Below are 12,208 nucleotides of genomic sequence, written 5' to 3'. Positions count from 1 at the left end.
TAGGATTCGAATCATGTCGGCGAGTTCATTGACGAGCCCACAAGAAGGGCGGTCATGGCCCTTTAGAGCCAGAACACGCGACCGGCGTCTTATGCGTCAGATCATCTTCACGAACGCTTCTATTGGGGCGGTCTAGACGTTCGGAGCGTCGAAGTCAGCGGGCTCGTCGGTATAAACGCATACGTTGGCATCTTCGATATCACCATCCGGCGACTCCACCTGCGCCTGGAAGAATGCCTGGATTTCCCGGCGCTGGCAGTGTGCCTCGAAGGCTTCGCGATTGGCCCAGACTTCATGGAACACGATCGGATAGCTGTCACCCTGAGCGAAGGGGTTATCGATCTGGCGGGTCACGGTGTATTGCAGGCAGGCATCCTCGCGGTGCGCATTGGGTTCCAGCGCTTGCAGTGCCTTGAAGGCGGCATCTTCTCGGCCGGGCTTGGGCTTGAAGCTGGCGATACAGTAGATCTTCTGGGACATGTGATTCTCGTGACGAATGAACGAACCGACGACGTTGCCATATGGCGCTATCGGTGGGAAGACGCGAGACTGCGATCAGATCGTGGGGCACTGTGCCAGGCGGCACTGGCAACGATGACACAACTGGGATAGTGAGGCGGTTTTAGGTGCCAGTCAGGCCGTTTTCCATGAAAGAAAACGGCCCTGGAAGCCTCGGCATGAATGCGGGATTAGAAGGCCGCGTCTTCTTCGGCAATAATGCCATCGCGCTTCAGCTGACCTTCAATCATGGCAAAGTTGGCCCGGGCTGCGGAAATCTTCTTGATATGCGCCTGACGGTTCTTGCCGTCATCTTCTTCCCATTGCTTTTCGGCCAGCTCCAGCGCTTCCTTGGCTTGGGTCAGATCATAAAGGGAATATTCTGCGCTCATCATGGGTCTCCTGTTCAGAAAGGCGCGAACGGTAGCACTTGGTGCAGCGAGTGTCGATTGGAGGCGCCGCCCGTCGCCTGATGGGAAATCTCCCAGGCGTTAAGCACTAGTGTAGCTGCATCGATGACACCGCCAGGAGTCACGTATTCCCACACCCACCCTAAACTTCGCATAATATATATTATGTTAAATTAAGTATGGCTAAGGGCCGGGCTGCCGGTGGTATTGACCTGCCCTTTGGATACTCCATCGCCGTGCTGTGAGGCCTCGACGCGCCCAACTTGGCATAAGAAGCGCCGGCCTCAAGGATCACGGACCGGTACCTGCGTTCATTGACTGCATTTTCTCTGTCTCGCTGGTCTTTTGGGCGTCATGCTTACATCATTGAGCCCTTAACTCTTCAAGTGCTTCTTGCGACGCCTCCTGGGCGTCACCTCCGTGATCACTGACGGCGCTCATAGGGAACCGGCCATGAAAACCACACTACGTCTCGCCATCGTCATCCTCGTGCTTGCGGCGGTTCTGGGCAGCATTTTCGGTTGGAAATACCTGAAAATGCAGGAAATGGGAGCGCAGAATGCCCAGGCTCAGCCGCCAACGCCCGTCGAGGCCGTCACCCTCGAGACTCAGACCTGGCGCCCGGCACTCGGCTCGGTAGGATCGCTGCGGGCCATCAATGGCGTCGAGGTGGCCAACGAGGTGGCCGGTGTGGTCAGCGAGGTCGCCTTCGAATCGGGACAAGGCGTCAGTCAAGGCGATGTATTGATTCGCCTCGAGGACAGTGTCGACCGCGCCGCGCTGGCGGCGCTGGAAGCCCGGGCCCAGCTGGCCAACGAGACCTACCAGCGCTACTCGAACCTGTTGCCTCGCAATGCGGTCTCCCAGTCGCAATTCGACGAGGCGCGCGCCAACTACCAAGCGGCGCGTGCCGATGCCGAACAGCAGCGCGCCCAGCTCGAGAAGAAGACCATCCGGGCGCCCTTCGATGGTGTCGTGGGCCTGCGCCATGTCGACCTAGGCGAGTACATCGCCGTGGGCACACCGATCGTGAACCTGAACATGCTGGACCCCATTCACGTGGATTACAGCGTACCGGAGCGCGACCTTGGTCGGGTGACCGCCGGACGCCGCATCGAGCTCAGCGTTGCGGCATACCCCGAACGGGTCTTCCATGGCGAGGTCCTGGCCATCGCGCCTTCCATCAACGAATCGAGCCGCACACTCAATGTCCGCGCGCAACTCGACAACGCCGATGCCGCCCTGCGCCCGGGGATGTTCGCCGAGGTCAGCACGCTGTCGGCCGAGTCTCGCGAGGTGCTCACCCTCCCCCGCACGGCGCTCTCCTTCAACACCTACGGTGTCTTCGTGTTTCGTGTGGTCGAGAATGACCAGGGGCAGACCATCGCGTCTCGCCAGCAGGTGACCACCGGCAGCACTCGCGGCGATACCACCGAGATCATCGAGGGCCTGTCGGCCGGTGACCAGGTGGTGGCTACAGGGCTGCTGCGCCTGCGTGATGGCCAACCGATCAAGATGACCTCGCCGGAAGACTCTGCCAACCAGGCGTCTGCCGCCGACGAGGAGGCCAGGGGCTGATGACATTCACCGATATCTTCATACGTCGCCCGGTGCTGGCCACCGTAGTCAGCCTGCTGATCCTGCTCGTCGGCCTGAGAGCCGCGATGGACATGGAAGTCCGCCAGTACCCCGAACTGGAAAGCACCGTGATCACGGTCTCCACCTCCTACCCGGGAGCCAGCTCCGAACTGGTCCAGGGCTTCGTGACGACGCCCTTGCAGCAAGCGATTGCCGAAGCCAATGGCATCGACTTCATCGAGTCGACCAGTGCCCAGGGCTCCTCGACCATCCAGGTCAACATGGAGCTGAACTACGATGCCAATGCGGCCCTGGCCGAAGTACAGGCCAAGGTGGCCAGTCAGCGCAGCGTGCTGCCCAGCGCCGCCGAGAGCCCGGTCATCGAGTCCTCGACGGGCGACAGCACGGCCCTGATGTATCTGGCGTTCTATTCCGAGCGTATGGCTGTTCCCCGCATCACCGATTACCTGACCCGGGTCGTTCAACCCAAGCTCCAGGCGTTGCCCGGCGTCGCCAAGGCTCGCAGCTTCGGTCAGAGCATGGCCATGCGTATCTGGCTGGACCCGCAACGCATGGCGGCACTGAATGTCAGCCCTGGCCAGATCATCGAAGTACTGCAGAACAACAACTACCAGGCCGGCGTGGGCAAGACGCGCAGCGAGTTCGTGGCCATCAACCTGACCACCGATACCGACATCACCGATCCCGCTCAGTTTGAAGATCTGGTGGTGCGTAACGATGGCGGCGACCTGGTGCGGCTGAGAGACGTGGCACGGACCGAGCTAGGCGCCGAAAGCTACGACAGCATCGCCTGGTACAGTGGTACTCCCGCCACTTTCATGGCCATCGAACAGGCGCCGGGCGCCAACCCTCTGGACGTGGCCACCGCGGTTCGCGACACCCTGCCTGAAATTCGTCGCCAGCTCCCCGTGGGGCTCGAGGTAGTGCTGCCCTATGACGCCTCGGAGTTCATCGAGGACTCCATCAACGAGGTGATCAAGACCCTACTGGAGGCGATCATCATCGTGCTGGTGGTGATCTTCCTGTCACTCGGCTCGTTCCGCGCCGCCCTGGTGCCAGCCGTGGCGGTGCCGCTGTCGCTGATCGGCGCGGCCTTCGTGATGCTGCTGCTGGGCTTCTCCCTCAACCTGTTGACCCTGCTGTCTATGGTGCTGGCGATCGGCCTGGTGGTGGACGACGCCATCATCGTGGTCGAGAACGTGCATCGCCACATCGAGGCCGGTGAGTCGCGGTTCGACGCGGCCATCAACGGCGCTCGCGAAATGGCAGTGCCCATCATCGCCATGACCACGACCCTGGTGGCGGTCTATGCGCCGATCGGCTTCATGGGCGGCCTGGTCGGCTCGCTGTTCACGGAGTTTGCCTTCACCCTGGCAGGCGCCGTGGTGATCTCGGGGATCGTGGCGCTGACGCTCTCGCCGATGCTGTCAGGCAAGGTGCTCAAGCCCCACGGCAGCTCGTCCCGATTCGAGCGCGGGGTCGAGGCCAGCTTCAATAGCCTGTCCAACGGCTATCGCAGCCTATTGTCGCGCACCCTGGAAGCGGTCTCGGTACCGGTGGTCTTCGCCACCGTGGTGCTGGCCTCGATCTACTTCATGTTCATCACCAGCCAGAATGAACTGGCCCCCACCGAGGATCAGGGCATCATCTTCTTCCAGGGCACCGCGCCGCAGACCGGCACCCTCGAGTACCTGGAGCGCTATGCCGGTGATATCCAGGCCAGCATGGAAGGCATCGACGGCTACAAGGAGTCCTTCATGATCCTTGGTGGCACCAGTGCCGACACCGTGTTTGGCGGCTTCAAGATGGCGCCTTGGAGCGAGCGCGAGGTCTCTCAGATGACGGCGCTGCCGGCGCTGCAAGGGGCCCTGTCCCAGGTCACCGGCCTGCAGACTGCGGCCTTCCCGCGCCCGTCTCTGCCGGGCTCCAGTGGCGGCCTGCCGGTCCAGTTCGTGCTGACCACCGGCAACAGCTACGAGGAGCTGAATGCCATCGCCGATGACCTGCTCGGCCAGGCCATGGGCAGCGGCAACTTCGCCTTCCTGCGCAAGTCGATCGATTTCGACCGTCCGACGACCCGCGTGCTGGTCGACCGTGACCGGGTGGCAGATCTCGGCCTGACCATGGCCGACGTGGGGCAGGCGCTGTCGACCCTGCTCGGTGAAGGCTATATCAACCGATTCAGCATGGACGGCCGCAGCTACAAGGTCATTCCCCAGGTCGAGCAGGCGTTCCGGCTAGACGCCTCGATGATCGACAACTACTACATCACCGCGGACTCGGGAGAACAGGTGCCGCTTGGCAATCTGGTGCGTTTCGAAGACAGCGTGGAGCCATCCGAACGCAGCCAGTTCCAGCAGTTGAACTCTTTGATACTCGAGGGCGTGCCGCGCCCCGGCGTGACCCTGGGCGATTCGCTTGCATGGCTCAATCAGACCGCCGCCGACACCCTCCCACCGGCCTACTCGGTCGATTACAAGGGGCAGTCCCGCCAGCTGATGACTCAGGGCAGCGCCCTGGTACTGACCTTCTTCCTGTCGCTGCTTGTCATCTACCTGGTACTGGCGGCCCAATTCGAGAGCTGGCGGGATCCACTGATCATTCTGGTGTCGGTGCCCATGTCGGTGGCCGGCGCCATGGCCTTCATTACCCTCGGGGTCTCGAGCCTGAACATCTATACTCAGGTCGGCCTGATCACCCTGATCGGGGTGGTGGCCAAGAACGGCATCCTGATTGTCGAGTTCGCCAATCAGCTGCAGCATGAGAAAGGGCTTGGCAAGCGGGAGGCGGTCATCGAGGCCTCGGCCATCCGGCTGCGACCGATCCTGATGACGTCGGTTGCGCTGATCGTGGCCATGGTGCCGCTGCTGTTGGCCTCCGGTGCCGGCGCGGTCAGTCGCTTCGACATCGGGCTGACCATCGCGTCCGGGCTCGGCATCGGCACCCTCTTCACCCTGTTCGTGCTGCCGGCGTTCTACCTGCTGCTGGCCCGTGATCACAATGCGGCCAACGATGCCGGAGCCAGAGTGGAGGCACCCTCCTGAGGCGCTTGGCCGCCAAGTCAGGGCCTGCCTCACATGGACAGCCGCGGCACCACTCCTTATCATCGCTGGATTCCCCGCAGGGAGCGCGGGAAGAAGTCTGAACATTCCGGCAGCGGTTGAGGTCGGATACCAGTGGCGGCTAACACATGTAGGAGAATGATGGGCAATCGCTACTCATGCCTGGCGGCATTGTTGGGGCTCTCGCTACTCGCGGGATGCGCCTGGTCGCCACAGGCACAGCAAGAGGCACATGCGTCGCTTGCCACTGCGGATCAGCTGGATGAACGTTTCATGCAGCTGGAAGCAGTGGTCGAGCGCCAATGCAGTGGTCAGCAGGAACGCCATGCCCAGCAACAGCAACGCCTCGATCGTGTCGATGCCGATGTCCGTGAGGTCGGAAGCCTGCTGCGGGGACTGACCGCCCAGCTGGCGCAAGCCGACCGCCAGCCGGAAGCGGTGGTCAGGGAGTGCTCCACCGACTCGGATATTGGCAACAAGACGCTGCTGGGGCGTTCCGAATGGATCGGCTTGCCCAGCATCGGCACCCATCTGGAGGCGCGCATTGACTCCGGTGCCGATACGTCCTCTCTCTCGGCCCGCGAGATCACGCCCTTCGAACGCGATGGTGACAACTGGGTGAAGTTCAAACTGGCCCTGGAAGACGACGACACGGCGGTCGCTGCCGTGCGTGACGACTGGATCGAGGCCCCCATCGAACGCCGTGTGCGAGTGCTTCAGTCCAATGGAGAAGAGTCGCGCCCGGTGATCAGCCTGCTGATGACCCTGGGACCGATTCGCGAACAGGTCGAGTTCACCCTGACCGATCGCCGTCCCCTCAGCCATCCCGTCCTGCTGGGGCGTGGCTTCATGATGGATATCGCGGTCATTGATGTTGCCGAGCGCCACCTGCATCCGCGTCCGGAGTTTCCGGAGCGAGAGGCTGACAGCGCCTCGCCGGACGATGATGCTCAAGACCGCAGCGGTGGCGACCCCGTCGATCAGGGCTAAGCTCCTCCCCTGCCGCCAGACATCATTACCGTCACCCGCCGCACTCCCGGCGGGTGCCGTTTCATTTGAGGACCGTACATGTCACGTCTGCCTTTTTACCTGCTCGTCGGCGTCCTGATGATCGCTGGCATTGCGCTCAGCGTGCATCGTCATGTGGCCTTCGAGGTGCCCTGGATGCCTGGCGAACAACGCCAGGTCTGGGAAGTCGAAGCCCAGGTCAACTTCACGGCCCTAGGCGAGCCGGTCATGGTCGACCTGGCGCTGCCCTCTACCCAGCGCGGGTATCGCGTGCTGACCGAGAATACCGCCTCATCCGGTTTCGGGCTTTCCTTCGTCGAAGATCAGGGCAGCCGTCGCGCCCAATGGTCGATCCGCGAGGCCACCGGCTCCCAGCAGCTCTACTACTCGGTGCAACTGCTAGTGACGCCTGCGGCCGGTGATCGAGAGATCACCCCGCCCGCCCTGCCCCGTGACATTGCCTGGGAACGTCCCTTCGATACCGCCGCCAGTCAGGTCATCGAGCGCGCCCGCCAGCGCTCGGCTGACGCCATCACCTTTGCCCGCGAGCTGATCCGGGATTTCACCGGTGATCGCCAGGGAGAAAATGCCCGCCTGCTACTGACCCAGTTCGAGCGCACCCCCTTGCTGGTGCGCCTTCTCAATGAGGCCGGAGTGCGCGCCCGTGAGGTCAGCAGCCTCGCCCTCGATGACGGACGTCGTCGTCAGTCGCTGCAAAGCTGGCTGCAGGTCTTCGGCGACGATGGCGAAGCCGTGCTCTTCAACCCGGTGAGTGGCGACCAGGGCCGGCCCGAAAACCTGCTGCTGTGGGAGGATCGCGGCGACGCCGTGCTCGAGGTACAGGGCGGCACCAATTCCCGAGTCAGCTTCTCGATGATCCAGCACAATCAGCCCGCCTCGACCGCGGTGCGCAACCAGCTGGCCGATGACACCCTGATCAACTTCTCGATTCACAGCCTGCCCCTCGAGGAACAGGCCCTGTTTCAGACCATCCTGCTGATCCCGATCGGCGCCCTGGTGGTTGTCTTCCTGCGGGTCCTGGTCGGCATCAAGACCTCGGGCACCTTCATGCCGGTGCTGATCGCCCTCGCCTTCATCCAGACCACTCTGCTCACCGGCCTGGTCGGTTTCCTGCTGGTGGTCTCGGTGGGGCTGGTGATCCGAAGTTATCTCTCGCACCTCAACCTGCTGCTGGTGGCGCGAGTGTCGGCGGTGATCATCACGGTCATCGCCATCATCTCGGTGTTCTCGGTGCTCTCCTATCGTTTCGGCCTCAATGCCGGCCTGACCATCACCTTCTTCCCGATGATCATCCTGGCCTGGACCATAGAGCGCATGTCGATCCTGTGGGAAGAAGAAGGCCCCAAGGAAGTGCTAATCCAGGGCGGCGGCAGCCTGCTGACGGCGATCCTCGCCTATCTGGCAATGAACAACCCCTGGGTGCGCCATATCACCTTCAACTTCCTGGGCGTGCAGCTGATCCTGCTGTCCCTGATCCTGCTGCTCGGCAACTACACTGGCTATCGGCTGCTCGAGCTCAAACGCTTCAAGCCGGTCACTGAGGATTGAGCCCATGTGGACGACTCCCGGCAAGTTAAGCGCCAAGGGCATCATCGGCATGAACCGGCGCAATATTCGCTACATCGGGCGCTATAACAGCCGCCGGCTCTATCCGTTGGTCGATGACAAGCTCAAGACCAAACTGCTTTGCCATGAACACGGCATCACCACCCCGGGGCTGATCGGCACCGTGACCAGTCAGTTCGAGGTCAAGCAGGTGACGCGCATGGTGGAGGGGCACCCAGGCTTCGTGATCAAGCCCGCCAAGGGATCTGGTGGCAAGGGCATCCTGGTCATCGAGCATGTCGATGCCAGTGCCTACATCAAGCCAAGCGGCGCGCATCTGGGCCGCGAGGACATCGAACGTCATGTCTCCAATATCCTCTCGGGCCTCTACTCCCTGGGGGGATCGCCGGACGTGGCGGTCATCGAGTCCCTGATCAACTTCGACGACACCCTGACCCAGTACACCTACGAGGGCGTGCCGGATATTCGTGTGATCGTCTTCCAGGGCTATCCGGTGATGGCCATGATGCGCCTGTCCACCGCCGCTTCTGATGGCAAGGCCAACCTGCACCAAGGGGCGGTGGGCGTCGGGCTGGACATCGCCAGCGGCTGTGCGCTGCGTGGGGTCCAGTTTGACCGCCCCCGCCACGATCACCCGGATACCGGCCACGAGCTCGCCAGCCTGAAGATACCGGGCTGGAACACCCTGCTGGAGCTGGCGGCCAGCTGCTACGAGGTGACGGGACTGGGATATCTCGGTACCGACATGGTGCTGGATCGCGAGCATGGCCCGATGCTGCTCGAATTGAATGCACGCCCGGGACTCGCCATCCAGATGGCCAACGGCGAGGGGTTGCGCCCTCGCCTGGATCTGATCGAGCGTCAGGCCCCCGGTATCGATGCCGCCGCACGAGTTGCCTTCGCGCAGAAGCATTTCGCGCGTCGTGGGGAGCTGCCGCCACCTGGCGAGGCAGTGCCGGCCTGATGAAGGCGTAACGACGGATGAGTCGACTGGCTGGCGGCACAGGTGACGCGTAGAATGAGGGCTTTCGACAGATCGCCAGGCACTCCATGCCCGAAACGCATTCCCTGATCCAGCAAGCCGAACGCCACTGCGAGTCGCAGGGGGCCCGCTTCACCCCGATCCGTCGCCGGGTGCTCGAGATGATCGCCACCACCCGAGGCGGCCTCAAGGCCTATGAGCTGCTCGACCGCCTGACCCAGGAGCATGCCGCCGCCCGTCCGCCTACGGTGTATCGGGCGCTGGAATTCCTGATCGAGCAGGGCTTGATCCACCGAATCGAATCCCTGAATGCCTATGTGGCCTGCCCCTGTCCTGAGCACGCTCATGGCTTCCAGCTGCTGATCTGCCGCCACTGCGGCCGGGTCGAGGAACTTCACCTGGACGACGTCAACGACCAGCTGGCGCGACGGGCCCGGGATCAGGGGTTTCGCGTCGAACGGCAGACCATCGAGCTGCTCGGGAGCTGTCACGATTGCCTGGCCGCCACCCGCGAGCCGGCCCTTCACGCCCACTCTTGAGACAAGTCTGACATGAGCGACCTCTTCAAGCGCCTCGAGCGCGCCGCCACCGGCACCCGCGAGCCACTGGCCAGCATCCTCGACCATGCCGGCTGGAACGAGGCCGGCCTGATGCCGGCCATCGCCCAGCAACACGACAGTGGCGAAGTGCTGATGATGGCCTGGATGAATCGCGAGTCGCTGTCGGAGACCCTCTCTACCGGGCGGGTCTGCTACTGGTCTCGTTCCCGGGGAAAGCTCTGGCGCAAGGGGGAATCCTCGGGCCAGATGCAATTGCTCAAGGCGGCCCACCTGGATTGCGACGGCGATACCCTGCTGCTGTCCGTCGACCAGACCGGGCCTGCCTGCCATACCGGGCGGCGCAGCTGCTTCTATGTCGCCCTCGGCGATGATGGCGCACAAGTCGACAGCGATGCCTTGATCGACCCCGACCAGCTCTACGCCCGCACCTGATTACGATGACCCGACGCCCCGGTGCCGCGAGCGCCCCTGACAGGCGAAGTCGACTAGCTCGACTGGCAAGCCTGCCCTTGATCGCCCTGATCAAGGGCTACCAGTACGGCATCAGCCCGTTGCTGGGGCCCCGTTGCCGCTTCTGGCCGAGCTGCTCGAACTACGCTCTGGAGGCGATCCGCCACCGAGGCCCCTATAGGGGCGGCTGGCTCGCCCTGAAACGAATCGGCAAGTGCCACCCCTGGCACGAAGGCGGCATCGATCCTGTTCCCGGCGGCCCCAGCGAGGCACTCTGCCGAGAGGACGACAGCCTGAACGAGCACTTCTGCACCCGTCAGGACGATCATAACCGGCCATCGCCTCGCTGACCTTCAGGCCCGTCTCATTGAGGCCTTCAAGCCCCCTCGTGAACTACCAGAGCGTTGCCTGTGACCGTCAGGCTTCTGCCTTCGCCACCTGATAGATGCGCTCGAGCATGGCGTGCAGGCCATTGCTGCGGGTCGGCGAGAGGTGCTTGTCGAGGCCAAGGTCCTCGAGAAAGCTGGGCGGCGTGTCGGCAATTTCCGCCGGCGGGCGATCATTGAAGATGCGCATCAGCACGGCGATCAGGCCGGAGACGATGGCGGCATCGGAGGTCGCGTCGAAATGCAGGCGATCGCCGTCACGCTGGCAGTGCATCCAGACGTTGGACTGACAGCCCTGAATCTTGAGTTCCTCGGTCTTCCACTCCTCCGGGAAGGCGGGCAGTGCCTTGCCCATGTCGATAATGTACTGATAGCGATCCATCCAGTTATCGAACATCTCGAACTCTTCCACCAGTTCGGCTTGAGCCTGTGCGGCTTCGCTCATGCGGGGCTCCGTGAATCAATCGGTGTGTCGTCGGGCCACTGGCCCGTGTTGTCACCCATGATACCGTGCCTGCCGGGTCGGGCACAGGCGCTCACGGCTGATTGAAGAGCGAGCGCAGGGTGCGGCACTCCTCGACGCTACCTCCCCCTGGGCAGGCGCCGTCCAGCGCTCCCAGGGCATCGGACAGCGCCTGAAGATCGGCGATACGCTGCTCGATCTCCTGACGCTGACGCGATACCAGGCGATCGATATCCCCACAGGCTGCCCCTTCCTGGTGCATCAGCCGCAGCAGCTCGCGAATGCGCTCCAGCGAAAAGCCGAGGTGGCGGCAATGTCGGATCAGGCGCAGGGCATCCAGGCTCTCTGGCGGAAAGTAGCGATAGCCGTTGGCACCGCGTCTGGCCGCCGGGATCAAGCCATCGCGCTCGTAACGGCGAATGCTTTCCACACTGATACCGGAGGCACGTGCCAGCGTGCCGATGCGGTGGGGCGCCGGCTCCGACGAAGAACGGTGCTGCATCATGTCTTGACCCTGTCACGGTGACAGGGTTCATGCTAACGCAACTCAACCCATATCGACGAGGTGCGAAGATGCCCTGCTGTTCCAGCGATTCCTGCGGGTCCGCGACGAGCCGCCCCCCCCAGGGCGCCTACCGGCGCGTGCTGTGGGCCGTACTGGCCCTGAATGCCGCCATGTTCGGCGTCGAGATGTCGGCGGGCCTGATTGCGGGATCGTCGGCCCTGCAGGCCGATGCCCTCGACTTTCTGGCCGATGCTGCCAACTACAGCATCAGCCTCTGGGTGCTCGGCATGGCCTTGACCCTGCGGGCTCGAGCCGCCTTGATCAAGGGGTTCAGCATGGGCCTGATCGGCATCTGGGTGCTGGGTAGCGTGATCTGGCATGCGCTATCGGGCACCGTGCCGTCGTGGACGGCGATGAGCGGTATCGGCATGTTGGCCCTGGCAGTCAATATGCTCTGCCTGGGGCTCTTGTATGCGTGGCGCCATGGCGACGCCAACATGCGCTCGGTATGGATCTGCTCGCGCAATGACGTGATCGCCAACCTCGCGGTGCTCGCCGCGGCGCTTGGCGTCTTCGGCACCCGTCACGGCTGGCCAGACCTGGCGGTCGCGACCCTGATGGCCCTGCTGGCCCTCCAGGGTGCCTGGCAGGTGGTGGGCGAGGCCCGCCGCGAGCTGGCCCAGGCGGCCACGGCCTGA

At 63.2% G+C, this 12,208-nt stretch carries 13 protein-coding genes; 9 read left to right on the top strand and 4 right to left on the bottom strand.

Annotated elements, in window-relative coordinates; all coding sequences use genetic code 11:
- Positions 1–132 precede the first annotated feature (132 nt).
- Complete coding sequence (locus IEJ03_RS07625) at positions 133–480, bottom strand: putative quinol monooxygenase (protein WP_192037040.1); 348 nt, start codon at positions 478–480, stop codon at positions 133–135.
- A gap of 209 nt (positions 481–689) precedes the next feature.
- Complete coding sequence (locus tag IEJ03_RS07620) at positions 690–890, bottom strand: hypothetical protein (protein WP_192037039.1); 201 nt, start codon at positions 888–890, stop codon at positions 690–692.
- A gap of 471 nt (positions 891–1,361) precedes the next feature.
- Between IEJ03_RS07620 and IEJ03_RS07615 the strand changes: the two genes are divergently transcribed.
- From IEJ03_RS07615 to yidD, 8 genes are all read left to right on the top strand, one after another.
- Positions 1,362–2,486 carry an efflux RND transporter periplasmic adaptor subunit gene (locus IEJ03_RS07615; RefSeq protein ID WP_192037038.1) on the top strand — a complete coding sequence of 375 codons (1,125 nt, stop codon included), beginning with the start codon at positions 1,362–1,364 and terminating at the stop codon, positions 2,484–2,486.
- Entirely contained in the window at positions 2,486–5,551 is a 3,066-nt protein-coding gene (locus IEJ03_RS07610) for an efflux RND transporter permease subunit (protein ID WP_192037037.1), read from the top strand. The genes IEJ03_RS07615 and IEJ03_RS07610 overlap by 1 nt, the downstream gene beginning before the upstream one ends.
- A 159-nt stretch (positions 5,552–5,710) precedes the next feature.
- Positions 5,711–6,559 carry an ATP-dependent zinc protease gene (locus IEJ03_RS07605; protein WP_192037036.1) on the top strand — a complete coding sequence of 283 codons (849 nt, stop codon included), beginning with the start codon at positions 5,711–5,713 and terminating at the stop codon, positions 6,557–6,559.
- A 78-nt stretch (positions 6,560–6,637) separates the two neighbouring features.
- Positions 6,638–8,146, top strand: a complete 1,509-nt coding sequence (locus tag IEJ03_RS07600) for an inactive transglutaminase family protein (protein ID WP_192037035.1) — start codon at positions 6,638–6,640, stop codon at positions 8,144–8,146.
- A gap of 4 nt (positions 8,147–8,150) precedes the next feature.
- A complete protein-coding gene (locus IEJ03_RS07595; RefSeq protein WP_192037034.1) occupies positions 8,151–9,128 on the top strand; it encodes an alpha-L-glutamate ligase-like protein in 978 nt (325 codons plus the stop codon).
- Between the two features lie 86 nt (positions 9,129–9,214).
- The gene (locus IEJ03_RS07590) at positions 9,215–9,685 is read left to right on the top strand and encodes a transcriptional repressor (RefSeq protein ID WP_192037033.1); all 471 of its coding nucleotides are present in this window, start codon (positions 9,215–9,217) and stop codon (positions 9,683–9,685) included.
- A 12-nt stretch (positions 9,686–9,697) separates the two neighbouring features.
- On the top strand, positions 9,698–10,138 hold the full coding sequence (gene hisI / locus IEJ03_RS07585; protein WP_192037032.1) for a phosphoribosyl-AMP cyclohydrolase: 441 nt from the start codon (positions 9,698–9,700) through the stop codon (positions 10,136–10,138).
- A 77-nt stretch (positions 10,139–10,215) separates the two neighbouring features.
- Positions 10,216–10,506 carry a membrane protein insertion efficiency factor YidD gene (gene yidD, locus IEJ03_RS07580; protein ID WP_242458087.1) on the top strand — a complete coding sequence of 97 codons (291 nt, stop codon included), beginning with the start codon at positions 10,216–10,218 and terminating at the stop codon, positions 10,504–10,506.
- 67 nt (positions 10,507–10,573) lie between these two features.
- Here the strand turns inward: yidD and IEJ03_RS07575 are convergent, their stop codons facing one another.
- Together IEJ03_RS07575 and IEJ03_RS07570 are read right to left on the bottom strand one after the other, a co-directional pair.
- Positions 10,574–10,987: a SufE family protein gene (locus IEJ03_RS07575; protein WP_192037030.1), complete on the bottom strand. Its 414-nt coding sequence runs from the start codon at positions 10,985–10,987 to the stop codon at positions 10,574–10,576.
- Positions 10,988–11,078: 91 nt separating this feature from the next.
- Positions 11,079–11,510 (bottom strand): MerR family DNA-binding protein, encoded by a 432-nt coding sequence (locus tag IEJ03_RS07570; RefSeq protein ID WP_192037029.1) that lies wholly within the window; start codon positions 11,508–11,510, stop codon positions 11,079–11,081.
- A gap of 68 nt (positions 11,511–11,578) precedes the next feature.
- On the opposite strand from IEJ03_RS07570, the gene IEJ03_RS07565 reads away from it, so the two are divergent.
- Entirely contained in the window at positions 11,579–12,208 is a 630-nt protein-coding gene (locus IEJ03_RS07565) for a cation transporter (RefSeq protein ID WP_192037028.1), read from the top strand.

This window comes from Halomonas sp. YLGW01 (assembly GCF_014840935.1).
In the GTDB taxonomy this organism is placed as follows: domain Bacteria; phylum Pseudomonadota; class Gammaproteobacteria; order Pseudomonadales; family Halomonadaceae; genus Onishia.
The sequence above is the reverse complement of the archived record's forward strand: the minus strand, read 5'-3'. Positions and strand labels throughout refer to the sequence as shown.

Coding starts and splice junctions, on each gene's coding strand:
- IEJ03_RS07610 (WP_192037037.1), top strand. CDS start 2,486: ATGACATTCACCGATATCTTCATACGTCGCCCGGTGCTGGCCACCGTA.
- IEJ03_RS07620 (WP_192037039.1), bottom strand. CDS start 890: ATGAGCGCAGAATATTCCCTTTATGATCTGACCCAAGCCAAGGAAGCG.
- IEJ03_RS07600 (WP_192037035.1), top strand. CDS start 6,638: ATGTCACGTCTGCCTTTTTACCTGCTCGTCGGCGTCCTGATGATCGCT.
- IEJ03_RS07605 (WP_192037036.1), top strand. CDS start 5,711: ATGGGCAATCGCTACTCATGCCTGGCGGCATTGTTGGGGCTCTCGCTA.
- IEJ03_RS07590 (WP_192037033.1), top strand. CDS start 9,215: ATGCCCGAAACGCATTCCCTGATCCAGCAAGCCGAACGCCACTGCGAG.
- IEJ03_RS07615 (WP_192037038.1), top strand. CDS start 1,362: ATGAAAACCACACTACGTCTCGCCATCGTCATCCTCGTGCTTGCGGCG.
- hisI (WP_192037032.1), top strand. CDS start 9,698: ATGAGCGACCTCTTCAAGCGCCTCGAGCGCGCCGCCACCGGCACCCGC.
- IEJ03_RS07625 (WP_192037040.1), bottom strand. CDS start 480: ATGTCCCAGAAGATCTACTGTATCGCCAGCTTCAAGCCCAAGCCCGGC.
- IEJ03_RS07595 (WP_192037034.1), top strand. CDS start 8,151: ATGTGGACGACTCCCGGCAAGTTAAGCGCCAAGGGCATCATCGGCATG.
- IEJ03_RS07575 (WP_192037030.1), bottom strand. CDS start 10,987: ATGAGCGAAGCCGCACAGGCTCAAGCCGAACTGGTGGAAGAGTTCGAG.
- IEJ03_RS07570 (WP_192037029.1), bottom strand. CDS start 11,510: ATGATGCAGCACCGTTCTTCGTCGGAGCCGGCGCCCCACCGCATCGGC.
- IEJ03_RS07565 (WP_192037028.1), top strand. CDS start 11,579: ATGCCCTGCTGTTCCAGCGATTCCTGCGGGTCCGCGACGAGCCGCCCC.